The sequence below is a fragment of the Flavobacterium sp. GCM10023249 genome (assembly GCF_042653365.1).
In the GTDB taxonomy this organism is placed as follows: Bacteria; Bacteroidota; Bacteroidia; order Flavobacteriales; family Flavobacteriaceae; genus Flavobacterium.
In genome coordinates, this window is the sequence record NZ_JBHSHZ010000006.1 from 130,753 (window position 1) to 156,434 (window position 25,682).

The 25,682-nt window shown below is 35.0% G+C and carries 18 protein-coding genes, 1 tRNA gene and 2 pseudogenes; 4 read left to right on the forward strand and 17 right to left on the reverse strand.

The annotated features are described in order from the left end of the window. Positions 1-32 precede the first annotated feature (32 nt). Positions 33-2,204 carry a S9 family peptidase gene (locus ACFO7M_RS02215; protein ID WP_379733802.1) on the reverse strand — a complete coding sequence of 724 codons (2,172 nt, stop codon included), beginning with the start codon at positions 2,202-2,204 and terminating at the stop codon, positions 33-35. Between the two features lie 148 nt (positions 2,205-2,352). On the opposite strand from ACFO7M_RS02215, the pseudogene ACFO7M_RS02220 reads away from it, so the two are divergent. Together ACFO7M_RS02220 and ACFO7M_RS02225 are read left to right on the forward strand one after the other, a co-directional pair. Continuing rightward, positions 2,353-3,690: pseudogene (locus ACFO7M_RS02220) on the forward strand (hydroxymethylglutaryl-CoA reductase, degradative); the annotation flags it as partial. A 24-nt stretch (positions 3,691-3,714) separates the two neighbouring features. After that, a complete protein-coding gene (locus ACFO7M_RS02225) occupies positions 3,715-4,626 on the forward strand; it encodes a GYDIA family GHMP kinase (protein WP_379733804.1) in 912 nt (303 codons plus the stop codon). Between the two features lie 49 nt (positions 4,627-4,675). On the opposite strand, the gene ACFO7M_RS02230 is transcribed toward ACFO7M_RS02225, so the two are convergent. From ACFO7M_RS02230 to ACFO7M_RS02250, 5 genes are all read right to left on the reverse strand, one after another. Then, complete coding sequence (locus ACFO7M_RS02230; RefSeq protein WP_379733806.1) at positions 4,676-6,763, reverse strand: peptidylprolyl isomerase; 2,088 nt, start codon at positions 6,761-6,763, stop codon at positions 4,676-4,678. Positions 6,764-6,859: 96 nt separating this feature from the next. Continuing rightward, positions 6,860-7,054, reverse strand: coding sequence for a hypothetical protein (locus tag ACFO7M_RS02235; RefSeq protein ID WP_379718621.1), 195 nt, complete (start codon positions 7,052-7,054; stop codon positions 6,860-6,862). 11 nt (positions 7,055-7,065) lie between these two features. After that, positions 7,066-7,593 carry an LPS export ABC transporter periplasmic protein LptC gene (gene lptC, locus ACFO7M_RS02240; protein WP_379733808.1) on the reverse strand — a complete coding sequence of 176 codons (528 nt, stop codon included), beginning with the start codon at positions 7,591-7,593 and terminating at the stop codon, positions 7,066-7,068. Positions 7,594-7,623: 30 nt separating this feature from the next. Beyond that, positions 7,624-8,856 carry a hypothetical protein gene (locus ACFO7M_RS02245; RefSeq protein WP_379718615.1) on the reverse strand — a complete coding sequence of 411 codons (1,233 nt, stop codon included), beginning with the start codon at positions 8,854-8,856 and terminating at the stop codon, positions 7,624-7,626. Further along, positions 8,849-9,583 carry a type III pantothenate kinase gene (locus tag ACFO7M_RS02250; protein ID WP_379718612.1) on the reverse strand — a complete coding sequence of 245 codons (735 nt, stop codon included), beginning with the start codon at positions 9,581-9,583 and terminating at the stop codon, positions 8,849-8,851. The genes ACFO7M_RS02245 and ACFO7M_RS02250 overlap by 8 nt, the downstream gene beginning before the upstream one ends. A gap of 131 nt (positions 9,584-9,714) precedes the next feature. On the opposite strand from ACFO7M_RS02250, the gene ACFO7M_RS02255 reads away from it, so the two are divergent. Continuing rightward, a tRNA-Phe gene (locus tag ACFO7M_RS02255) sits at positions 9,715-9,787 on the forward strand. Between the two features lie 56 nt (positions 9,788-9,843). Here ACFO7M_RS02255 and ACFO7M_RS02260 read toward each other — a convergent pair. From ACFO7M_RS02260 to mvaD, 7 genes and pseudogenes are all read right to left on the reverse strand, one after another. Continuing rightward, positions 9,844-12,609 (reverse strand): AsmA family protein, encoded by a 2,766-nt coding sequence (locus ACFO7M_RS02260; RefSeq protein WP_379733810.1) that lies wholly within the window; start codon positions 12,607-12,609, stop codon positions 9,844-9,846. Between the two features lie 92 nt (positions 12,610-12,701). Continuing rightward, positions 12,702-14,465, reverse strand: coding sequence for a DUF885 domain-containing protein (locus ACFO7M_RS02265; protein WP_379733812.1), 1,764 nt, complete (start codon positions 14,463-14,465; stop codon positions 12,702-12,704). Positions 14,466-14,564: 99 nt separating this feature from the next. Continuing rightward, positions 14,565-15,449, reverse strand: a complete 885-nt coding sequence (locus ACFO7M_RS02270; protein WP_379718602.1) for a pseudouridine synthase — start codon at positions 15,447-15,449, stop codon at positions 14,565-14,567. A 196-nt stretch (positions 15,450-15,645) separates the two neighbouring features. Continuing rightward, positions 15,646-16,563 carry a geranylgeranylglycerol-phosphate geranylgeranyltransferase gene (locus tag ACFO7M_RS02275; protein ID WP_379718599.1) on the reverse strand — a complete coding sequence of 306 codons (918 nt, stop codon included), beginning with the start codon at positions 16,561-16,563 and terminating at the stop codon, positions 15,646-15,648. Positions 16,564-16,608: 45 nt separating this feature from the next. Next, entirely contained in the window at positions 16,609-17,547 is a 939-nt protein-coding gene (locus ACFO7M_RS02280) for a mevalonate kinase (RefSeq protein ID WP_379733814.1), read from the reverse strand. A gap of 34 nt (positions 17,548-17,581) precedes the next feature. Then, positions 17,582-17,928 (reverse strand): annotated as a pseudogene (locus tag ACFO7M_RS02285) (four helix bundle protein). 15 nt (positions 17,929-17,943) lie between these two features. Continuing rightward, a complete protein-coding gene (gene mvaD / locus ACFO7M_RS02290) occupies positions 17,944-19,035 on the reverse strand; it encodes a diphosphomevalonate decarboxylase (protein ID WP_379718593.1) in 1,092 nt (363 codons plus the stop codon). A 79-nt stretch (positions 19,036-19,114) separates the two neighbouring features. On the opposite strand from mvaD, the gene ACFO7M_RS02295 reads away from it, so the two are divergent. Beyond that, positions 19,115-19,597 carry a TspO/MBR family protein gene (locus tag ACFO7M_RS02295; RefSeq protein WP_379718590.1) on the forward strand — a complete coding sequence of 161 codons (483 nt, stop codon included), beginning with the start codon at positions 19,115-19,117 and terminating at the stop codon, positions 19,595-19,597. A 361-nt stretch (positions 19,598-19,958) separates the two neighbouring features. Here the strand turns inward: ACFO7M_RS02295 and ACFO7M_RS02300 are convergent, their stop codons facing one another. The 4 genes from ACFO7M_RS02300 to ACFO7M_RS02315 are packed head-to-tail and all read right to left on the reverse strand — an operon-like array spanning position 19,959 to position 25,682. Beyond that, positions 19,959-21,185 carry an NAD(P)/FAD-dependent oxidoreductase gene (locus ACFO7M_RS02300; protein WP_379733816.1) on the reverse strand — a complete coding sequence of 409 codons (1,227 nt, stop codon included), beginning with the start codon at positions 21,183-21,185 and terminating at the stop codon, positions 19,959-19,961. Continuing rightward, positions 21,182-21,844, reverse strand: coding sequence for a glycerophosphodiester phosphodiesterase (locus ACFO7M_RS02305; RefSeq protein WP_379733818.1), 663 nt, complete (start codon positions 21,842-21,844; stop codon positions 21,182-21,184). The genes ACFO7M_RS02300 and ACFO7M_RS02305 overlap by 4 nt, the downstream gene beginning before the upstream one ends. A 44-nt stretch (positions 21,845-21,888) precedes the next feature. Next, positions 21,889-23,268, reverse strand: a complete 1,380-nt coding sequence (locus tag ACFO7M_RS02310) for an alpha-amylase family glycosyl hydrolase (protein WP_379733820.1) — start codon at positions 23,266-23,268, stop codon at positions 21,889-21,891. Beyond that, positions 23,268-25,682, reverse strand: a complete 2,415-nt coding sequence (locus tag ACFO7M_RS02315; RefSeq protein WP_379733822.1) for a TIM-barrel domain-containing protein — start codon at positions 25,680-25,682, stop codon at positions 23,268-23,270. The genes ACFO7M_RS02310 and ACFO7M_RS02315 overlap by 1 nt, the downstream gene beginning before the upstream one ends.

Sequence of the window (25,682 nt, forward strand, 5' to 3'; positions counted from 1 at the left end):
ATAATCTATTTGTTTTTGGTTAGTATAGTAAATTAAAGTTTCTCTTTAATAAAATTCGTCATCTTCGTATACAACTGTAATCTCGTTTTTCCACCATATATACCGTGGTTTTTATCCGGATAAATTGCCATATCAAACTGTTTGTTTGCTTGAACCAAAGCTTCAACCATCTTCATAGTATTTTGCACATGAACATTATCATCACCACTTCCATGAATTAAAAGGAAATTCCCTTTTAATTTACTCACATGATTAATCGGTGAATTGTTATCGTATCCACTTGCATTTTCTTGTGGCGTTTGCATATAGCGTTCAGTATAAATACTATCGTAGTATCTCCAAGAAGTAACCGGCGCTACAGCAATAGCAGCTTTGAATACATCAGCTCCTTGAAAAATACAGTTAGAAGCCATAAATCCTCCGTAAGACCAGCCAAATATACCAATTCTAGATTTATCAACATAAGAATAAGTTCCAAATACTTTGGCAGCATCGATTTGGTCCTCCACTTCAAACTTACCCAATTCTTTTTGAGTACATTTTTTGAATTCAGCACCTTTGAAACCAGTACCACGTCCATCTACACAAGCAACGATATAGCCTTGTTGTGCTAACATCATGAACCAATAATCATCTGTTGCATTCCAAGCGTTATCTACTTGTTGCGAACCTGGCCCTGAGTATTGAAACATAAAAACCGGGTATTTTTTATTCGGATCAAAATCTTTTGGCTTAATCATCCAAGTATTCAATTTATGTCCTTTCTCTGTAGTAATTTCAAAAAATTCTTTAGATGGCAAATTGTACGCAGCCAATTTACTTTCCAATGCCTCATTCGAAACAATTGTCTTGATTAATTTTCCTGTTTTTGTTTCATGCAAAGTATACTTCGGTGCATTTTTACTACTTGAGAAAGCATTAATGAAATATTGAAAATTTGGACTAAAAGTAGCTGCATTGGTTCCTGTTGAAGTAGACAAGCGTTTTTTACCACTTCCATCTAATTTTATTGCATATACATCACGATTAATAGAACCATTTTCTACCGATTGATAGTAAATCATTCCTGATTTTTCATCAAAACCATAGTAATTTGTTACTTCCCAAGCACCTTTCGTGATTTGTTTTTTTAATTTACCTGTTTTATCATAATGGTAAATATGATTGAAACCATCTTTCTCAGAAGTCCAGATAAAACTGTTGTCTTTTAGAAATGTCAAATTATCAGTCACATCCACGTAAGCTTTATCCTTTTCGTTCAAAACTACTTTCGATGTTGCTGAATTACCATCAACAAATAATAAATCAAGATTGTTTTGGTGACGATTCAACACCTGAGCACTTAAAACGTTTGCATCATTAGTCCATTCGATTCGTGCTATATAGAAATCATTGTAATTATCAAGGTTCACTTTTTTAGTCGTTCCCGATTTTACATCGTAAATATGCAAAGAAACCAAAGCATTCTTTTCACCTGCTTTTGGATATTTAAACACGTTTTGTGTTGGGTATAATCCTTCGTTGTAAAAATCCATCGAGAATTCAGGAACATCTGTTTCATCAAAACGAATAAAAGCAATTTTATCAGAAGCCGCATTCCAGTCGTACGCTTTAACAAAAGAAAACTCTTCTTCGTAAACCCAGTCGGTCACACCATTAATTATGGAATTCTTTTTACCATCAGTAGTAATTTGCTTGTGAGACTTTGTAGCCACATCATACACATACATATTGTTTTGGTAGACATATCCAATTTTGGTTCCGTCAGGTGAAAAAGTTGGCTCTTGTACTTTATATTCTGCCAATTTAGCTAATGATTTAGTTGCTGTATCATAAATAAAATAATCGGCAACAAAAGAGTGGCGGAAAATTTGATCCGAATTATTAGCAATCAAAATTTTCTTTTCGTCTTTACTAAAAGTATAGCTATCTATACCTTCCAATTGTTTAAAATCTTTTGTATCGATTAACGTAGACACTTTGTTCAAAGTAGCAAAATCGTAAAGATCAATTTGAGACGTTTTGGAGGCTCTGTCAAAATTCAACACGGTATACTGGTTCGTGTTTTTCATAGCTTCTAAAGCTGTCATTCCTTGAGTTCTGAAGGCTCCGCCCCAAATTTCCTCTAATGTAAGTTTTTGTTGTCCAATGGCTGAAAATGAAGCCAATACTAGACATAACGCAATAAATCGTATCTGTTTCATGAATTGATGATGTAAAAAAACGCCCAATTTTAGTAAAAAAAACCCACATAAACACATATTATTTTGTTAAAAGCTTAAGTTTGAAACAATATGTAAAATTTAAAAACGCTTTTATTCTCGATATTTTGAACACTACGATTATCTTTGCAGCTTAATAAATTACATAAAAATGTCCAAAAGTATTTCCGGATTTTCAAAACTATCCAAAGAAGAAAAAATAAATTGGATTGCTTCCACACATTTCTCCAACTCGGAAGAAGCCATCCAAATCATAAAAAAATATTGGAATGCAGATACTGCTTTACAGAAACTGCATGATGAATTCATCGAAAACACCATTACCAATTTTTATCTTCCACTTGGTGTAGCTCCTAATTTTGACATAAATGGTAAAAATTATACTATTCCTTTTGCTGTCGAAGAAAGCTCTGTGGTAGCAGCTGCAAGTAAATCGGCAAAATTTTGGGGAAGTCGAGGCGGATTCAAAGCTACCGTTATCAATACTGAAAAAATCGGACAAGTGCATTTTATGTACGAAGGTGACAAAGAAAAGTTGAAATCCTTCTTCAATACCATCAAACCAAAATTCTTTACCGAAACCGAAAGCATGACCAAAAACATGCAGAAGCGAGGCGGAGGAATTCTTGATATCATTTTAAAAGACAAAACTTACGAATTAGACAATTATTACCAGCTACATGCCACTTTCGAGACAAAAGACTCGATGGGAGCCAACTTTATAAACTCATGTTTAGAGCAATTTGCCAAAACATTAAAAGAGGAAGCCGTAACATTTAATTCGTTTACTGAAGAAGAAAAAAACATCACTGTCGTGATGAGTATTTTATCCAACTATGTTCCCAATTGCCTAGTACGTGCAGAAGTATCGTGTAAAGTTGAGGAACTAGCAGAAAAACACATTGAAAACCCCCAAGAATTTGCCGAAAAATTTGTCCAAGCAGTTCGTATTGCCGAAATTGAACCTTACAGAGCCGTAACACACAATAAAGGTATCATGAATGGTATTGATGCAGTTGTATTGGCTACCGGAAATGACTTCCGTGCAGTGGAAGCCGGCGTTCATGCTTATGCTTCAAAAGATGGAAAATACTCAAGCCTATCGCATGCTAAAATAGAAAATGGCATTTTTACTTTTTGGATGGAAATCCCTTTAGCATTAGGTACAGTGGGCGGATTAACCAGTTTACATCCAATGGTAAAAATTGCCTTAGAAATGTTAGACAAACCATCTGCTCATGAGTTGATGCAAATTGTGGCGGTAGCAGGTTTGGCACAAAACTTTGCAGCTTTACGAAGTTTAACTACAACCGGGATTCAACAAGGTCATATGAAAATGCATCTGATGAACATCTTAAACCAGTTTAATGCTTCCGAAGAAGAACGCAAGCAAGTGGTGAAACATTTTGAAAAAAACACGGTTACACACAGTGCCGTAGTTGACTATTTAACAGAAATTAGAAAATAACTTCCGCCTTTTCCATAGCAAACAATGAAAAAAACCATTTATAGTAATGGCAAACTTTTAATCACTGGCGAGTATGTAGTCCTTGATGGCGCTCAGGCATTTGCTTTACCGACAAAGTTTGGCCAATATCTTGTTATAGAAGAAGGCCTACCAGCTACTTTTCACTGGACAAGTATTGATAGTGACGGAAGCATCTGGTTTGAAAGTGAATTTCGATTTGAAGACATTGTACAAAAAACCAAATTCGAAGACAATAAAATCAAATCAACACTGATTGCAATTTTGCATCACGCTTACTTACTCAATCCAAAAGTATTGCACCCAAATGTTGGTTATAAAATAAAAACAGAGCTGACATTCCCCAAATTATGGGGATTAGGCACATCGTCGACTTTAATCAACAACATAGCCCAATGGCTACAAATTGACGCCTTTGCTTTGCTTAAAAACAGTTTTGGTGGCAGCGGTTATGACATTGCCTGTGCTCAACACAACAGCCCACTCCTTTATCAATTAAACAATGGCTCACCAACTGTGACGCCAGTTACTTTTGATCCTGATTTTACAGATAAAATTTATTTTGTTTATTTAAATCAAAAACAAAACAGTCGGGAAGCAATTGCATCCTATTACAACAGGCAAGGAGATATTGACAAAATAATCCCTACTATAAACGAGATCACTCAAGAGGTAATTCAAAGCAAAGAACTTACAAATTTTGCTAATGCGATTAGGAAACATGAAGTTGAAATGAGTCAAATTCTTGAAATGCAAACGGTTCAGGAGGCTTTATTCCCAGATTTCAATGGAGTGGTAAAAAGTCTTGGCGCATGGGGTGGCGACTTTGTTTTAGTCATTTCTAAAGAAGACCCATCCCCTTATTTCATTTCAAAAGGGTATGAAGTAATAATACAATATCAAAATATGATATTATAAAAAAAGCCGAGCATTGCTCGGCTTTTATATCTTTATACTATTTCAATAATTAATTGAAATTAGCTCTGTTATCTTCGATATCAGCATCTTCTCTTAAGTTATTAAAAACTCTACCTGCCAACGATCCTTTTGACTGACTCGCTACTCTTTTCACGATATCATTATAATCTTTTGCAGCTGGCGCTTTAGCAGTAGATTTCACTTTAATTTTGAATACACCTGAATTTCCTGCAATTGTCTGAGAAACTGTTCCTGGCTTTAAAGAGAAAGCTGTACCTACAACTTTAGGCTCTTGCCCGATAGTTTCGATATAAGAGTTAGCTGCGACTACATCTTTCGCTTCTTTTACTGGAGATCCAGTAGCTTTAGAAACAGCTTCTAAAGTAGTTCCAGTCATTTTAGCCTCGATTAATTTTGCTTTTTTCTCATTTAACAATTTATATCCAAACATATTCTTAGCATCTGCGATTGGCATTAATCCTTTAGGATTCACTTTCTTCAAACGCGCTACAACATGACCAGCAGAAGTTTCAAAACGTTTTACATCACCTTCACTTGCACCAAATGCCCAACGTACGATTTCTCTCTGAGGACCAACTCCTTGAATATTTTCATCCAATGCTAATACTTTAGCAACTGGCGCAACAGTCAATTTACTTTCTTTAGCTGCTTGAGCAAAATCTTTGTCATTTGCTAAAATTTCAAACTGAGAAGCTTTTGTAAAATTTTCATTGCTTGTAGCTTCAGAAGGAACAATTTTTCTTGCGATTGTCGCCAAACGAATACCGTCTTGTTTATCTGTTACATTGATAATGTGGTAACCAAATTCTGTTTCAACCAATCCAATTTTACCCACTGGGTTACCGAAAACAAAATCTTTATATTTTTGAGCAAAACCAGCATCTTTAGTGATATAACCTACATCTCCACCTTGTTGTTTTGAACCAGTATCATCAGAACTTGTAAAAGCTAACATCGCGAATGAACCTGGATTAGCTTGTGCTTGCGCTAAAATTCCATCCGCTTTTGCTTTTGCTTCCTCTTTAGTAATATTCGATTGCGAACGCATTGCACCTTTGTAAGCAACCAACACATGGCTTGACTTAACATTGATACCTGCTTTTTTAGCAATTACTTTTGATATACAGTAATAATCTCCAAAAACATATGGTCCGTAAATAGAACCCGGAGCACTATTGTATAAAGCCTGAGCATGATCTATAGGCAATTCGTTTTTAGCAATATACGTTGAATCGTATTTGATATCAGAATTTGCATTTACAAACTCAGCTATTTTTGTTGTATTTCTGAAACCAGCAACAGTATCATTTTTACCAGTAGCTTCATTGTACATTACAGAAGCGCTTAACAAACCGTTGATTTTATCTTTAATTGCTTTTTCGTCAGCAGCTGATGCTTTGTCTTCCACTAAAACATATTCCAATTCACGAGATTCTTCCGCTTTGAATTTTTTCTCGTTTTTCTTCATGTAAGCGATAACTTCATCATCAGTCAATTCCACTTTCTTATCTTCGATAGTTGTATAAGGAACAGCAACTACATCAAAAGTAACTTTGTTATTCTCTAGTTCATAGTTGAATTTACCTTCTGCTTTCGTAGTGTAAACTCCAGACTTTAAGATTGAATTATACATCTGCTCAGTTGCAAACTGCGCCAATGATTTTTCATAATTCAACCATTGTTGCCATCTTTCCGGAGATTGTTTGAAAGAAGATACCATTTCGTTAAATCTTCCTTTATCGAATTTTCCGTTTGGTCCTTTGAATTGAGCAAACTGAGGATCATCCTGAATCACAGAAATCAATTGATCATCTCCTAAACGCAATCCTAATTTTTCAAACTGATTTTCCAACAATACTCTTCTCACTTCTTGTTCCCAAACTCCATTTGTAGCCTGCATCATCGACATGCCTGGCTGACTTTTTTGAGCGTTGTCAACTTTAATTCTAAAGTCTTCATAAGAAATATCAGATCCATTAATAGTACCAGCGTTTCTAGACCCAGTCCCGAAACCGCCATTTTCGATTAAAGCTCCGATAATGAACGCAAACAATGATAATCCAACAATAGAAATTACCAGCAATGAACGTTGTCTAATTTTAGATAAAACTGCCATTATATTATTTTATTTTTTTATTCAGTGGGCGAAAATACAATTATCTATGAAATAATAAAAGATGTTCGCTTTTATTTTAATAGAAAGTTTAATTTTTTATTGATTCTTATTTCTGTCCTCGAATTTTTTAGCAAATTTTCTACGAAAGAAGAACAAACCAATCGCCAAAACTCCCATCGCTAAAATCAAATACGCATTAGCGTCGGCAGTATTCAATTTAATAACACCATCTACCAACAACACAATTCCCGCTATTAAATACGCATATTGCGTATACTTCATATAATTCATATTATTTGTTTTTAAAGACTGTAATTCCCTATAATTTGTTGTGAATCCAAATACTTGAAGTCTTTACTAAAGTCGATACCAACTCCTTTAATCACACTTCCTTTATCTGTAAACACATAGTTTTTTTGTGTGAAAAACCATTCGTTTTTCTGATCATAATACAATTGCTCGGTTTCCAGCTTTTTCCCATCATGCGTTGTAATACACACATTCCCTTGCAATTCGATTATACTTGACACAGCATATGAAATGGCATAATTGGCCTTAACAAAGTTTTTATTTCCAGCATCATCGTAAATTGTAACATCGATTCCTTTAGGAAACTCTGTAAACGGAAATTCAAGATGAGAAAAATCAAGCATTTGTGGAGAAACCAAAACCGCTTTAATCTTACCTGAATCGGTATATTTCAAGTTAAATTGCTGAGCTTCACCGACTGGATTTAATTCGGTGATATTAATTTTTTGTACTTCTTTAAAATTACTTTCACAAGAAACTAAAAAAAGTGCTGTTGAAATTAACAACATCACTTTTTTCATCCATTGTATTTGAAATAACAAAGTCACTTATTAATCAAATTTACGTTTCACAAACCATTTGTCGTTGAAAGACAAACCAACCGAAAAGTTCATGTAGTTTTCACGAACCAATCCCGCGTCAACAGTTCCTCGTTTACCGTATTCAATCCCAATATTGATATTTGAAAGAGTTCCTGCGATTGGCACTCCAAAACCTAAAGTCAACGCTTTATCTTTTATAGATTGATTGTTCACGATTAACCCAGTATTTTCATATCTAAGTCCGGCTCTATAAGTAATTCGATCAAAATAACTCGAAAACGAATTGTATTTTGGTATATAATAACCTCCTAAAGCAATTTTGGTCGCACTTTCGTAAGAAGCATTAGGATACGTTACAGCATAATCTCCTTTACTCGAAAAAGTAGATTCCATTCCAATAAACCATTTTTTGTCCAACCCAAAACCAGCACCCAAGGCCAACTTAGAAGGCAAACGAATTTCCGAATTAGGAATCTCCACATCTTCAGAATCCCATACTATTTCGTCTCCTGACTGGCTATAGGTAATCTTTGCGATGTTTCTTGCGTTATCTGAATTAAGTACCGAAGTTGGAACAAATGTCAATCCAGAAACAAAGTCATATTTTTTAATTTTCGTTTTAAAACTTAATCCCGTTTTAAATGTAAGTCCATTTAACTCGGCAACATTAATCTCTCTTGTACCAAATTGGATATCAGAAGATATAAAAACTGCACTTTTTTCAATACGTCCAAAATTATATGACAAATCAGCACCAACACTTAGTTCTTTGGTGATTTGATATCCTGCACCAGCAAAAAAACGATTCACATTACCTATGCCCGTAAATTTCGTTCCTTCTGTATCTGTAACGTTCACGATTTTATACCCAACAGATGAATAAGGCATCAACCCTAAGCTAATCCCTAATTTTTTACTAACAGGGAATGACATTGCCAAATAATCAAAACTTGTTCTTCTTGCTTTTTGCTCCTCTTCTGTTGTTTCTAATTTTGTTGGAGAATAAGTACCACCTACTGTAAAAGTGGTTAATTTCAAAGATGAAAATGAAGCTGGATTTAACAAATTAATGTGAATACTGTCATTCACAATTCCTAAACTACCCATCGATCTGTTTTCGACTGTTCCTTTGAACCTAACTTCTCCAATCCCATAAGATGAATATGGCGAAGCAGTTCCTTCTTGAGCAAAAGTATGTAATGAAAAAAGGAATACACTTCCTAAAATTATTTTCTTAATCATTGTTGATTTGATATTGGTATAAATAATGCAAACTTTCCAGTAGAAAATTTGAATTGGCAAATATGGTATTTTTTAATCGTTTAGCCAAAAAATTAGCATCACCACCCGTTAAAATTATGATAAAGTTTTCATTTTGAGACTTCAGAGCATCAATATAGCCGTCAATTTCAAAAGCAAGTCCATTAACCACTCCAGAGTGCATGGATTGTTGGGTAGAATTACCAACAACACTTGAGGGTTCTTCCAACATCAACAACGGTAACTTCGCAGTATAATTATGCATTGCCTCATATCGCAATCGCATTCCTGGAGAAATTGCACCACCATGATATACGTTTTCAGCATCTATAAAATCATAAGTCACACAAGTTCCTGCATCAATAACTAACCTATTTTGATTAGGATAGTGCAGAACAGCTCCCGAAGCTAAAACCATCCTATCAATCCCTAGAGTATATGGCGTCGCATAATTATTTACAAACGGAAACGCTTTGTCGCGATCAACAACATAGATTTTTACCTTATCTGAAAAGACATCTAAGGCCTCTTTTTCAATTTTTCCAACCGATGCAATGACCAAAACTGAAATTTTTTGAAATTTTTTTAAAATTTTTTCGACTGAAATTTGAAACTCAGAAAGCAAAAAAACAGAGTTCTCAATTAACGTATTTTGCTCAAAAACAGCACTTTTAATTCGGGTATTACCTACATCTATGGTTAAAATCATAAATTCAAATATTGATTCGGCTAAGGTACAAATAGATTTTTTTAAAAAATTGTTTTGGATAAATGAAAAATGGTTCTATATTTGCACCCGCAATCAACAAGCAATACACGCTTAACGAAAGCAAACATAATGGTGCCTTAGCTCAGTTGGTAGAGCAATGGACTGAAAATCCATGTGTCCCTGGTTCGATTCCTGGAGGCACCACTTACAACCCGAATAGCAATATTCGGGTTTTTTGTTTTCATAAAAAAAACCAATCCTTACGGATTGGCTTTTTTTATAGTATCACCAGTAGATTCATTGTATTCTGTCTCTTCCAAATCGTCTGATTTTTTCCCTATCTTAACAATAGGCTTATCCTGAGTACCGGTTATCTTCAATGGAATTCCTATAATACCCAAAGGCGGCAAACCTAAACGCATTTTAAGATTCAATTTTCCATCCAAAGAAGCTTGCCCGGCAATTCTCGGTCGAAATCCCGCCACTTTGAACTTAAACTGCTCTACGGTCATTATATTGTTTTTCACCACCGTCTTGATATCTATTTCTGAAAGATCAGGATTTTTAATCCCTTCGTGTTCTGTTGTTTTACTAACTGCGTTAAACAACTTAAAACCTTTCATCTTTACTTTCTTCACCGACAATACCCCACCACCTTTCAAAGAAGGATAGATTGGGTTCATATTTTTATCCAAATAACCGGCCACATTATAATCTAACGAAACAATACCTTCGGCTGTTTTTGCAGCTGGCGCCATATCACGAAACATTTTCACCTCGTTATACGCTTTTTTTACGTCAAATTCATTCGCTGTAATTTTATAATCAAAAACTGCTTTTTGTGTACCGATATTCTTGTAAGACGCATTCATTTTAGTAGAACAACCAATCAAATTAAATCCCATATTTTTCAGTTGGATTTCACCCTTACCCATTCTCAGATAACTTGTAAGGTTATTGATACTCAGCCCATCAAAATTCACCTTGCGAAAATTGGTCAACAGACTAAAATCAAAATTTGGCGGCACAACCACCACGCCAGAAGAGGAAGAAGAACTATTTTTAGACGAGTCAGATTCCGAGCCTATTGAAGATCCTGACATGAATTCATCAACATTGATATAATTGGATTCCACTTTAAATTCTCCTTTTAAAATTGCTTTATCAGACATTACAAAGTTGATAGCATTCTGCATTTGCCCGTTCATTTTAAAATCGGACTGCCCGTAAGAAGCCAAAAAGTTCTTAAAAGACATCGAATTCTGATTGAATGTAAACAACCCTTCCTTAATCACAAAGGGCTTTGGAAGATATGCAGAAGTTGTACTGATATTCTGTAAAAACAACGTACCACTATTTCGCAAACGATTATAAATACCTCTTGTTGCATCACTTTGTCTACCTTTCAATGATAAATCTGCTCTTACAAAACCTTCAATATTCAAATCTTCTTGAGAAAAAACCTTATAAACCCTTCCCAAATCAATCTCTCCTTTTGCTTTCACATCATAAATAACATCATCAAAATTTTCAAATGAAGCATTTACATACATTTTCTTACCTTCAAAATCGAAAGAAGCTGGGGTAATTTTAACATTCAAATCTTTATACTGACCAGATGTATTACTCACATTTGCTGTCAAATCAATATTCGAAATTGGATTTGGATACCATTGCGTTTTAAGGCTTGCCTTTTGAAGGATAAAACTACCCTTTGTCACCGGAAACAATCTTTTTTCTTTGTTATAGATTCCATTGGCTTTCACATCAGCAATTAGCTTACCTGAAAAATCCATGTTTTGGATTCCTAAAGCCGAATGTAATTTCTTCAAATCTAAATCAGATTTAATTGTCGCTTTGATAGAAGGAGATTTCAAACCTACGGTTTCAACAACCCCATTAAAGTAATCCTTACCCATACTAAACGAAAGCGGTGTAATTTTTACCAAAAGTTGATTCACATCCAGTGAGGGTAATTTTGTATCCAATTGCAACATCAAATTCGACGCAGGGTTTTGCGATTGATTATAATTTACTAAACCATTTCTAATATTCATGGCAAATGCCAAATCCGGTTTTTTATTTTCTTCTACATTATAAATTCCTTTCAAGGTCAACAACAAATCCGTTTTTCCTCCGATTTCAGTTTTCTCAAGCCACTTAACATATTGAGGCGGCAATGCAGTAAAGAAATCATGTAGTTCACTGTCATTCGATTCCACTTTAAAATCCAAATCATATCCACTTTTCAGGAAATTTAATTTCCCTATAAAGTCAATTGGCAATTGATTAATTATCAAGTTATTTTGTTGAAAAACAAAAGCCAAGGAATTGGTATTGATTTGCGTAATCAACTCCGCATTTACTTTTTTATTTTTCAAATATTCTTCACCGCCGAAAGCAAAATCAAAAGAATCAATCTGGGCTTCCGTTTCCAAATCAAAGATTGCCTTATCAAAATCACCTTTTCCTAAATAATTAAATCCTAACGCATTAATTAAGATGTTAGCCGATTTATCATTGTATATTAAATGTGTATTTTCGATTTGAATGCGATCCAAACGAAGAGAAGTTTCACCCGATTTCTCTTTTTTGGTAGGCTTTTCCGAAACATATACATTATAATTTGCCTGACCTTTTTCATCCACCAAAATATTCATTTCCGCATCAGAAACATAAATTTCATCAATCTTTACCGCGCTTTCAAAAAGAAGGCTTTTGATATTCACACCAAACGCAACATCTTGTGCTTTAACTAAATTTTGATTTTGAAAAGGCACCGAACCTTTTAGTGAAAAATCGGTCAAGGTTAGTGTTAACGATGGAAAATGGCTAAAAAAAGACAAATTCGCTTCTTTAAAGTTGAGTTCGCCATTTAGCTTTTTATTTGCAAATAACTTTACTTCCTCGGCAATTTTACCGGGAAAAAGCAGAGGCAAAAGAAACATTAGAAGCAAAACAGAACCAATTGTTATTCCGCTAATTTTTAACCCTTTGTACAGTATTTTTTTGATATTCCAATTCATATTACAAAAGTACAATCCTCAATTATAATTTATACTGAATTTACCTACTTTATTTGTAAATAGCTATTTTTAAGCACAAAAAAAACGGGAAATTAAGTTCCCGTTGTAATCCAATTATTGATTTTACTTTCCAGAAGTGCCAAAGGCATAACTCCGGACTCCAATACTTTCTGATGAAAGACTTTGATATCAAATTTATCATTCATCGCATCAGATGCTTTTTTGCGGAGCTCCATGATTTTCAACTGCCCAATTTTATAGGACAATGCTTGTCCAGGAATTGCCATATAACGTTCCACTTCTGAAATGATACTAGCTTCGCTTTCGGCTTCATTTTCCAATGAATATTGAATCGCCTGCTCACGAGTCCATCCTTTCGAATGCAAGCCCGTATCGACCACCAAACGAATGGCGCGATGCATTTCGTTACCTAACATTCCGAAATATTGGTACGGATCCTCATACAAGCCCAATTCCTTTCCTAAGCTTTCAGTATATAATGCCCATCCTTCTCCATATGCACCAAACCAATTGAAACGTCTAAAGTCAGGTAAATCTTCATTTTCTTGTTGCAATGAAATTTGAAAATGATGTCCAGGAATTGCTTCATGCAAAAACAAATCTTCGTCCCCATAATAATTGTATTTCGTTACATCTGGAATAGGCACATAAAAAATACCAGGACGTGTTCCATCTGCACTACCTTGAATATATTCAGCACTCGCCGTTTTTTCTCTAAATGCTTCAACTCTTCTTACTTCAAAAGGAGTTTTTGGTTGTAAGGCAAACAATTTATCTACATTAGGTTTGATTCTTTTATGATAGGCATTGAAATTAGCAACAACATCCTCCGGTTTTTTGAATGGCATCAATTCCCTTTTATTTCGCACATGATTGAAAAATTCAACAATTGTACCTTTGAATCCTACTTCATTTTTAACCTTTTCCATTTCCGCTTTTAATCGCGCTACTTCCTTCAAACCCAATTCGTGTATTTCAGGAATAGACATAGTAGTGGTTGTCCATTGTTTGGCATAACCAGCGTACAAAGCATCACCACCAGCTAAACTTCCGAGACCACTTGTTGCTCTTGAAGCAGGCAAGTATTCATTTTTTAAGAAATCAGTCATTTTTTGATACTGAGGCATCAATTTATCAGTAATCATTGTACTGTACTCCGACGCTAATTGCTCTTTGGTAGTTACCGAAAACTCTTTTGGCATAGTTTTAATCGTCGAGTAAAACAAATTATCCTCGACTTTAGCAGTAATTTGATCTTCAAACTGCGGAATCAATTTCTCTGTTAATGCTTTCGGCAAAACCAACTTCTTAGCCATCCCTTTTTTCATATAAACAACAGCCGAATCAATCCAAACACTGTAGGCATCCATTCGTTTCAAGAAATTACGATAATCCTTTTCTGTTTGAAATGGCTGTGCTGCAGTACCACTGGCAAACTGTGTCATGGTTAAATGTGTACCGGAAAATTGATGAACCGGCATTAAATTGGCTTCAGTTTTTAACAAATCCTGACCAACTTCTGTCTCCCATTTTATAATTTCATAACTAATTTTTTCCTCGTCGGAGAGATTTGTCAAATCGTAAGCGGACAACTCTTTTTGGTATTTATCAAAGAACACCGCTTGCTTCTGACGATAGGAATCCGTCATTTCAAAAACAAACTGATCATTGAAATCATTTTGTCCGTTAAGCGTTGCATTCAAAGGATCCAATTCGTTTTTCTCCTTGAAATAATTCTGAGATAGTGTTTTAAAATCTTGACTTGTTTTTTTGGAACAACTGGTGAATTGAAGTAAACCCAACATCGCAATTCCGAAAATAGTTATTCTTTTCATGGTTCTTTATTTTTGGCAGCATAAAACTAGCCGAAACCTATCTAAATAAAAAATTCCCGTTAAATATTTAACAGGAATTTTAAAATTATGCTTTTCAAATTAACTATTTTTCAAGTTGATAATCTCTTGTTCGGTTAGAAAACGCCAATAACCTCTTCCGATATTTTTCTTTGTTAAACCAGCAAATACAACACGATCTACCTTTAACACGTTATAATCTAAATGTTCGAAAATATTACGAACCACTTTCACATTACTGGTTTTCATTTTGATTCCAATTTCAGATTTCGGAGCATTTTCAACATATGAAATCTCTTCAACCCAAATTTTATGATTATCAATGGTAACTCCAGAAGCGATTTTTTCCAAATCCTCATATTTCAAGTTTCTGTCTAAAGAAACCTGATACACTTTTGAAGAACGTTGATTTGGCTCTGTAAACTTACGAACCATATCGGTATCATTTGTAAACAACAACAAACCTGTAGTTGTTTTATCCATACGTCCAACAGGCTGTAGTTTTGCCTTGGTCGCACTACGTACTAAATCCAATACATTATTTGCGCTTGCATCCTCGTCTTTTGAAGTTGTAAACCCTTTTGGTTTATTCAACAAAATGTATTCCTTTTTTTCAGGAATAACAATACTTCCATCAAAATTAACCACATCTCCCGGTTTTACTTGGTAACCCATCTCGGTGATTACCTCCCCATTTACTTTTACGTTTCCGGACTGGATGTAGATATCTGCATCACGACGAGAGCACACGCCTGAGTTAGCAATGTATTTATTCAAACGAATATCATCAGTTTTCTCTTTTTTAACCGCTTTGGGTTTTTTATCAAAAAATGGTTTTGATTTTGGAGCATCTGATTTAGTGACTCCTTTTTTAAATCCTGATTTAGCAGCCGCGCTTGGTCTTTTACCTCCCGCACTTGATTTACCTGTTGTATTGCGTTTACTATTCCCTCTTCCGTTATTCATTTTTCAAAATCTTTTTGCAAAGATAGCAAATTAAAAAGTTCGAATGACTTACTTCTTATTTGATAAAGAAACGTTTACTAAATTACCCTATGTTTAATGCCATTAATTTGCCCATTAATAAACTTTAAAACTGTTCTTTGACTTCGTCTAGCAACTAAATTTTAGACTTTCTTCAATTTAGAAGAAAATTAAAAAATTACAGACGCAAAAGAGCTCTTCCGTGAATTAAGACCTCCGGATTAATTAAAACAATACAGAAAACTCCAGCAACAATTAATATTTTAAGAGCATTGTGAAGATGCACATAATCCGAATGCAGATTAGATTTCCATAGTTTAAACAAGAAACCAATCAATACAATAAAAGTGATGTAAAAATAGATGTCCATATAGCCAACATCAAATTTTTCAATCAGAATGTATACCGGAATAACTGTAGCAATAGTCAAAGTGGTAATCACTTGCTTGGAAACTTTCTCTCCAAAACGTACAGGAATGGTTTGATAGTTATTCGCCACATCTCCCTTGATATTTTCCAAATCTTTGATCATTTCACGAATCAATATCAACAACAATAAAAAAGAAGCATGCGCAAAAATGACGTAATAGAAATTTTTGAAATACATCAAAATTCCAAAGAAAGGCAACACCGCCAATAAAGAAGCGGTCAGATTTCCTATGATGGGATATTTCTTTAGCTTGTGTGAATAAAACCAAATCAGAAAAATATAAACTGCAAAAAAAAGTGAAGCTCTGAATGAAATAATAAAAGCTAATGCAGTAGCCAGGAAATTAAGTGCAAAATACACCTGAAGTTTTGTTTTTTGACTCACCAAACGATCCAACATGGATTTATTCGGGCGATTGATTAAATCTTTTTCTGAATCGTAAAAATTGTTGATAATGTATCCTGAAGCAATTGTCAAAGTAGAAACAAAAACCAATATAAACAATCTCCAATCCAAAATCACATCCAATGCTCTCTTTTCGGGCGCTAGAATAAAAATAGAAGACAAATATTGTGCTAAAACAATTATAGGAATATTATATCCACGTACCACAGAAAACAAACTGAGAATTTTCATCAGTAATAATTTTGTCCTTCTGGTAAGCATGTTTAAATTGAAAGTTTAAAAGTTATAAAAGTTTAAAGTTATTTTTTAAAACTGATATACCACTTCCAACTTATAGTTTTTTAACGATTCTTTAGCTTTTGCCAAATCTTGTGTAAAGCCTAAGATATAGCCTCCACCACCTGAACCACATAATTTTAAATAGTAGTCATTCGTATCAATTCCATTTTGCCAAACTTGGTGAAACTGTTCCGGAATCATTGGTTTGAAGTTATTCAAAACAACTTTAGACAACTTTTTAGTGTTTGAAAACAATGATTTCATATCACCATGAAGAAAGTTCTCCACACAGGCATCTGTATATTTGATGAATTGTGATTTCAACATTTTACGGAAACCTTCTTCTTTAAGATTTTCCATAAAAATATTCACCATAGGCGCTGTTTCGCCTACAATTCCCGAATCCAACAAGAAAACCGCACCTTTACCGTTAGTACTTTGGGTAGGAATTCCTGTAGCTTCAATATTATCTTTAGAATTGATTAAAATCGGAATGCTCAAATAGCTATTCAACGGATCCAAACCAGAACTTTTCCCATGAAAGAAAGATTCCATTTGAGAAAAAATAGCTTTCAACTGTAACAATTTTTCACGTGTTAAATTTTCCAACACCGTGATTTTATTATTTGCATATTTATCGTAAATCGCTGCAACCAAAGCGCCACTACTTCCTACACCATATCCTTGTGGAATGCTTGAATCGAAATACATTCCGTTCATCACATCTGCTTGTAAAGCAACTGAATTAAATGTCACCAATTCCGGTTGTTCCGATTGTAATTCTTCCAAATAGGAAGCAAAACGTTTTAGACTTTCGTTGGATTTTATGGCTTCAGAAGAAGGGTTTTCTTCAATTTTTAATGCACCATTATAAAAGTTATAAGGAATAGCCAACCCTTTAGAATCTTTGATGATTCCATACTCTCCGAAAAGTAGGATTTTCGAGTAAAATAGAGGTCCTTTCATATTTAATTGACAATTAATAATGAATAATTGATAATTATCTGTTTTTTGAAGTATTGATAATACTCGTAAGCAGTCTCAATATCTCGATTATCTTTGTTTTACAATTTTGAAATTGCACTTCAGTCAGAAATTCAGTTTCATACAGCAAATCCAACCAATATTCGGTTTCATTTGCTTCCTTTAAAGCGATTGAAAGTTTATGTATAAAATCAGCTTTACTCTGTGCATGCTCACTCTCACATTTGCTCCTATCGATGTGCCTGATCGTAATAATTGTCTTGACAAAACAAACTCCTTATTTTCAGACAACACCTTATAAAGATAAACTATTTCTTTCGCGAATGCAAAAGATTTTTCTTTTACAATATTTCCGGACTTCATTTCAACCATCAATTGTTAACTATTAATTATCAATTGACTACCATGTCCAATTTCGTCACAAATATATTGACCATTTTGACAATAGCCAACTAATTCGTTCTTAATAAACTCTAAAACTTTTTCTTTAGTATGATATGGGTATAAAACATGGACATTCGCACCGGCGTCCAAGGTAAAACAAACCGGGATATTGGTCTCGTTTCTGAATTTCCAAATGGCATTAATGATTTGCAACGTATTGGGTTTCATTAAAATAAAATACGGCATTGAGGTCATCATCATCGCATGTAACGTTAATGCTTCACTCTCCACTATTTTAATGAATTCTTCTACATTTCCAGTTTCCAAAACATTTTTAATCGCCGACAAATTTTCATGCGCCTGTTCAAAACGCCTTTCAGCAAAAGGATGATTGTGCATCAAATCGTGACCCACTGTACTCGAAACTTGTTTCTCACCTTTATCCACCAACAAAATGGTATCTTGGTACTTTTTAAAATTATCGTGAATTACTGATGGAAATTCAACCCCGAACAAATCAGAGCTACCCTCTATTTCAGCATGATTTCCCCAAACCACCACTTCACCTTTCACGCTTCGGCAGGCACTACCTGAACCCAAACGCGCCAATAAAGATGCCTTTTGATAGAAAAAGTCTTCGGAAATAGACGGATTCAAGGCTTTCTCCAAGCTCATTACATTCATTGCTAAAGCAGCCATTCCTGAAGCCGATGAAGCAATTCCTGAGCTATGCGGAAACGTATTCTCGGTATCAATCGTAAAATGAAAATCTTTCAAATACGGACAATATTCAAAAATACGCTCAAAAAACTTCTGGATTTTCGGTTTGAAATCCTCTTTCGGTTTTCCTTCAAATAACAAATCAAATGAAAAGCTACCATCATTTACTTTTTTAGCGAAAGCCATTTTGGTAATTGTCTTACAGTTATTCAACGTAAAACTGATAGATGGATTGGCAGGAATCTGTTTGTCTTTTTTTCCCCAATATTTAACCAAAGCAATATTGCTTGGCGCACTCCATTGGAAATTTCCTTTTTCAATAGACACTGTATAATCTGAAGTTATAAAATCGTTTTCCGAAATCATGAAAATAAAATTTTGGCAAAGATACTTTTTTTGTTCAGGAATGTTTTAATTTTACCTGTAAACGAAATAAAATTAAATTTTGAAAAAAATTAACTGGGGTAAAACCACCGTAACTATATTAATTTGTTTAACCGTAGGTTTTTTGTCAAGTATTCCAACAAGAGCAAGCATTGCGAATTGGTACCCTACACTTGAAAAGCCTATTTTCAATCCTCCCAATTGGCTATTCGGACCCGTTTGGACCATTTTATATATTTTGATGGGTATTGCTTGCGGAATCATTTGGACGAGACATCAGAAAAACAATACCGAGACGAAAAATGCCCTTCTCGTTTTTGCTTTTCAATTGATTTTGAATGCACTTTGGTCACTATTATTTTTCGGATTAAAAAACCCTTTATTGGCCTTTATTGAGATAATCCTACTTTGGTTAGTACTTTATGAAACCATCAAATCTTTCAACAAAATAGATCGTTTCGCAGGAAATTTACTGTATCCCTATTTAATTTGGGTAAGTTTCGCAACTATACTGAATGGAAGTATTTGGTATTTAAACATTTAAAAAACAGTTTTCTTAGAATCACGATTAGTTTACATTCTGGTTTATACCGTATAGCTTTTGGTCAGCGCCTTACTTATCCTGATCTGAGGCTTACTTTTCTTGTTCCAAGCCTTACTTTTCTTGTTCCAAGCCTTACTTTTCTTGTTCAAGGCTTACTTTTCTTGTTCCGAGCCTTACTTTTCTTGTTCCAAGCCTTACTTTTCTTGTTCAAGCCTTACTTTTCTTTTCCCAAGGCTTACTTTTCTTTTCCCAAGGCTTACTTTTCTTTTCCCAAGGCTTACTTTTCTTGTTCCAAGGCTTACTTTTCTTTTCCCGAGCCTTACTTTTCTTTTCCCAAGACTTACTTTTCTTTTCCCAAGACTTACTCCTGTATATTTTCTGTTATCGCATTCGCCAAAATAAAACCTCCGGTCCAGGCATTTTGGAAGTTGAATCCTCCGGTGATTGCATCAATATTTAAAATTTCGCCGGCGAAGAATAAATTCGGATGCAATTTACTTTCCATGGTTTTGAAGTTGACTTCTTTCAAATCGATACCCCCTGCCGTTACGAATTCTTCTTTAAAAGTGCTTTTACCGTTGACTTGAAACTGACCATTGGTTAATTGATTCACCAGTTCGGTCATTTGTTTTTTAGATACATCGGCCCATTTGGTATCCGGATTAATCTGAGCGGCTTTTAGCAAACTTTCCCACAAACGCTTCGGAAATTCAAACGGACAAAATTTAGAAACTATTTTCTTCGAATTCTCCTCCTTAATTTCTTTCAAGTCCTCTAAGACAGTATCAAAATCCAAATCATTCAACCAATTCACTTGAAGAATGAAGTGATAATTTTTGGCCGCCAATTCTCTTGCTCCCCAAGCCGACAATCGTAAAATTCCAGGGCCGCTCATACCCCAATGGGTAATTAATAACGGGCCGGAAGCTTTTAATTTACTGTCTTTCACTTTAACCGAAGCGATTGCCGAAACCCCCATCAAATCTTTAATTCGATCGTCTTTGATATTGAATGTAAATAAGGAAGGAACCGGCTCGATAATAGAATGCCCTAAAGCAACCATCATATCCCAGATTTTAGGGTTACTTCCTGTTGTCATGACCAATTTATCACACTTAAAAGATTGCTGATTGGTTTCAATTTTCCAATACGCTTCGCCTTTAAAAACAGATTGAACACTTTGTCCTGTGAGAACATCAATTCCCAATTTTTTGCTAGTATTTAAAAAGCAATCAATAATCGTTTGTGATGAATCGGTTATTGGAAACATGCGTCCGTCTTCTTCAATTTTAAGTTCGACTCCGTGCTTGTCAAACCATTCGATCGTGTCTCCGGAGCAAAACTGATGAAAGGGGCCTTTCAACTCTTTTTCGCCTCTTGGATAAAACTTCACCAAATCATTTGGAATAAAACAGGCATGCGTCACATTACAACGACCACCACCGGAAACACGCACCTTAGAAAGTACTTCCTTTCCACGCTCCAAAATGGCTACCTTGAGTTTTGGATTATTCTCTACTACATTAATCGCCGTGAAAAAACCAGCGGCTCCTCCTCCAACAATCACTACGTCATAATTTGCAATCATAATCTATCCGGGAAATCAGAAATAATGGCATCAACGCCTAATTCAGAGACAAAGGTAATATCTTCGGGGGAATTAACCGTCCAAGTATGCATTTGAAATCCGTTGTCATGTATTTTTTGGACAGTTTCTTTGGAGACGAGTTCAAAAAAAGGATGAATACTAAAAGCACTGATTTGTTTTGCAAAATCCAAAGCATCCTCTAAATTATGTTCGGTCAAAACCCCTATCTGTATATTAGCATTAAGATTCTTGACTTGTTTTAACACATCCCAATCAAAACTGGAAACTATTATAAATTGCTGTTGTATTTCACCAAGTCGAATGAATTTCTCAATCTCATATATAACTACCTCAACTGCAGTTGGATCTTTAATTTCAATATTAAGAAATTTGCCTTCAGGTAACATATGAAAAATCTCAACCAGAGTAGGCACGCCTAACCTTTCAAATTCTGCTACTGTAAAATCTTTAACAAATCCAGCTGCATTTTTGATGGTTCTATCCACTGTTTCATCGTGTATGACTACAGCCTCACCATCGGCAGACAAATGCACATCCAATTCTATTCCGTCAGCACCCAATTCAAATGCCTTCAAGAATGATTCGATGGTGTTTTCAGCCACATACCCTTTCGCTCCGCGATGACCAATTTTTAGCATACTCAAAATTAAAAAAAAACGCCTTACTAAAAGGCGTTTTACAATTACTTAACAATCAATATTTTATACTCCCAAGGTGTAAAAGAAATTTTTTGTCCTTTTGTTAGAGTAATTTCTTTACCCGACATATAATCCAAGAATTTCCCCTCTAACTCTACAGTAAATTCCTGAGCATTTTTACTCAAATTACCTAAATACACTACTTTACTTCCATCTCTTCCAAAGGCTAAAATAGCATCATCTGCTGAAGTGGCAATACGTTGGTAAGAAGCTGCATTTTTACCGCCTTTCAATGCGGGATTATTCACTTTAAGTTTTCCTAATTTATGGTATACTGCCATCATTTTACCAGGTGTATGAGAAAACTGATCCTTTTCAAAAAACTTCAATCTTCTATTCAAATCGTATTCCTGACCATTATAAATCAACGGCATACCAGGCATTGCAAAAGTTAGCGCTGCAAATGTTTCTACAGCATCATTCAAACGCTCGTATTCGGTACCGTTCCAAGAATTTTCATCATGGTTTGATGTAAAGTTCATATAAATATCATCCGATTCGTTTGACGTCACTACTTTTTGCATATAGGCATCAAAATCTTTAACTGTTTGTTCGCCTTTATAAATCTTGTTAAAAATATGGTGTACTGTCCATCCGTATTGCATATCAAACGCATCTTGCATCAAGTCCGGTTGTTCGGCTTCCATCAACATAAAAACAGGTTTCACTTTATTCAACTCGGCCGAAGTAGTATCCCAAAAATCTCTTGGAACTTCCATGGCTACATCACAACGGAAACCATCAATATTGTGATTCGTAATCCAATACTTCATATCTTCCAACATGGCTTTTCGCATTTCTGAATTTTCATAATTCAAATCGGCCACATCTGTCCAATCGAAAGGAGAAACAAACTTACCGTCTTTATCTTTTGTATAATATTCCGGATGTTCAGTCATCCATGCATGATCCCATGCTGTGTGATTGGCAACCCAGTCCAGAATAATATACATTCCATTTTTGTGTGCGGTTTGAACCAATTTATCGAAATCTTTTTTAGTTCCGTAATTGGGCGTAACACTGCGATAATCCTTAACGGCATAATGGCTTCCAAAATATTTTGCTTTTTCATTATCCGGGATTTGTTCTATTGAAACATTACCATACGCTTTACGGTTTTTCATCCCTACTTCGTGAATCGGCATCAGCCAAATAATCTTCACACCCAACTTTTTTAGTTTTGGGATATCTTTTGTGAATGCATTAAATGTACCTTCAGGAGAATACTGACGAATATTTGCTTCGTAAATCACCGCATTATCCAATGCAGAATGATTGTAATTTTTGGTAATTACGGTTTTATTTTGAGCAGTCATTTGTAAACCAATGACAAACCAACTCAACAAACAGATTAATTTCTTCATTATAGTTTGATTTTAATTTTGGATTCTTGATTAGGTTGTATTTTACATTTTATTTCGAGTACTTTTGATGTATATGCCATTGAATCTTTAATTTCTCCTTTGGAGACAGTCACCGACTTTGGTTTTGCATCGATATTATGAATAAGCAGAAAAATGGTTCTGTCTTTTCCTTTGTAGTTATCTGCTACTTCACTTTCAATTTCCAATTCCAACGTCTTACCGTCAAATTTGGATTCCAACTCAATCATCTCAAAGTTCTTCTTTTCGTAGGCATCAGGGGTTGTACCATCATCAAAATAGAATTCCCTTTCACTTTCTTTGACCGAAGCATCATGATAGTAATGAACCGTTAAACTATTTTGATCATAAGTACTAGTATTACCGTAGACATAGGCCATTGGAATAAAGCTCCCACCACGAACAAAATATGGAATTCTATCTTCCGATACCTGCACAGACTTTGTACTCCCCGCTTCGTATTTCCAGGATGTGTAAGGGTCATACCAGTTTGCTGTTTTTGGAAAATACACTTCAACAGCTTGTTTCCCTTTTTCTTTTATTGGGTAGACTAAGATATCCTCACCCCATAAATACGAATCGGAATGATTCAGCAAGTCAACATTTTTATCTTCTTCAAAAAACAATGGACGCATTAAAGGTGTTCCTTTTTTATGATTTTGAAAAGCCAAGTTGTAATTATACGGTAGAAGCATATAGCGCAATTCAATCGCTTTTTTAGCAAGATTTTTGGCTTTCTCGCTTCTAAAAACAGGCTCAGACGGTACTTCTTCTTGTGCATGTGGTCTAAAAATAGGATTGAATACACCATACTGCAACCAACGAACGTACAATTCGTCATCCAAATTGGCTCCGGCAAATCCGCCCAAATCCGAATGCATGTAACCCAAACCTTGCATACCCATTTGCAATGCAATTTCGGTTTGTCCAGAAAAACCACCCCAAGTACGGTTTACATCGCCACTCCAAGGAATCATCCCATAACGCTGTGAACCAGCAGATCCAGCACGCATTAAGATAAACGGACGTTGATTCGGGAAATCTTTCTGATACCCTTCAAAAATCATTTTAGCCCAATGATTACCATACAAATTATGCACCTCATCGGCTGAACCGGCTATTGTATTAGCAAATGAAGGAAAAACTTCGGGTTCGCCCAAATCACCCCAAACACCTGCCACACCTTTATTGGCCAAATCTTTATAAATAGACCAAAACCAATTTTTTCCTTCCGGTTTGAATACATCTACCAAACCTGTATTTCCAAAATAGAAATCCCAAGTAGCAGGAGTGCCGTCAGATTTAGTGGTCAATACTTTTTTATCGACAGCTTCATTCCATTTGGAAGAAGTGGTTAGAACAAAAGGTTCGGTGATAGGGATGGTTTTGACACCCATTGCATTGAAATCAGCCACCATTTTTTCAAAATTCGGAAAACTATCTCTGAATACTTCCAGATTACCCATTGTTCCCTGAATGTCTTTTCCAAACCAGTAGAGATCCAAAATAATAGCATCGACTGGTATTTTTTCTTCTTTGAATTTTGCAATTGTATTTCGGGCTTCCGCTTCAGAATGGTATCCAAAACGAGAAGCAAAATTACCCAAAGCCCAGCGAGGTGGCATAGGTTGTCTTCCTGTTAATTTTGTATAATTAGCCATTAAATCCTCCCAAGAATCGGCCACTATGATCTGGTAGGTTTTTCTACCTGAAATTGTTTCATACTCTAAAGTATTATTCTTCTGACTATCCAAATCCAAATAACCCACGGGGGCATTATCAAAATGGATCATATATTTTTGAGAAGAAATCACAATCGGCAACGTAAAATTCATTAACTCCGATTTTGTTTCATAGCCATAATGCGCGCGATTGTACAAAGGCAATTTATTTCCTCGGCGGTTCATACCTAAAACTCGGGCGCCACCACCATACAATACTTCATCCGGATTAAGATTGAATTGAAGTACTTCGGTTGAATCGGCTTTAATATTGTCTTTGGTCAGATCCATCGGCACATGTTTCTTTTTGAAATAACCTGCCTTTTCCGATGTAATCAATTTTCCTTTAGAATAATACGATATTTGAAATGGACTAAAATCAATCCTGACCGAAATGTTTTTACTATTGATGTGAAGATTGTCTTTATGAATAACTTGTTTGCATCCTATTTTACTATTCAAAACCACTGAATGCGAATCAGTGTTACGCTTTTCACCTTTCGGAACAAAGGAAGTTTCGCAAATCAAATCATTTAAAAAGTGAATGAAATAAGTTCCATCTGAAACAGCAACCTCTAACCTATTTCCGTAAAAAGTGTGAGAAAGATATTTACGCTCCGGGTTTTGAGCAAAACCTACTACTGAAATAAAAAATACAAATAAAAACTTCTTCAT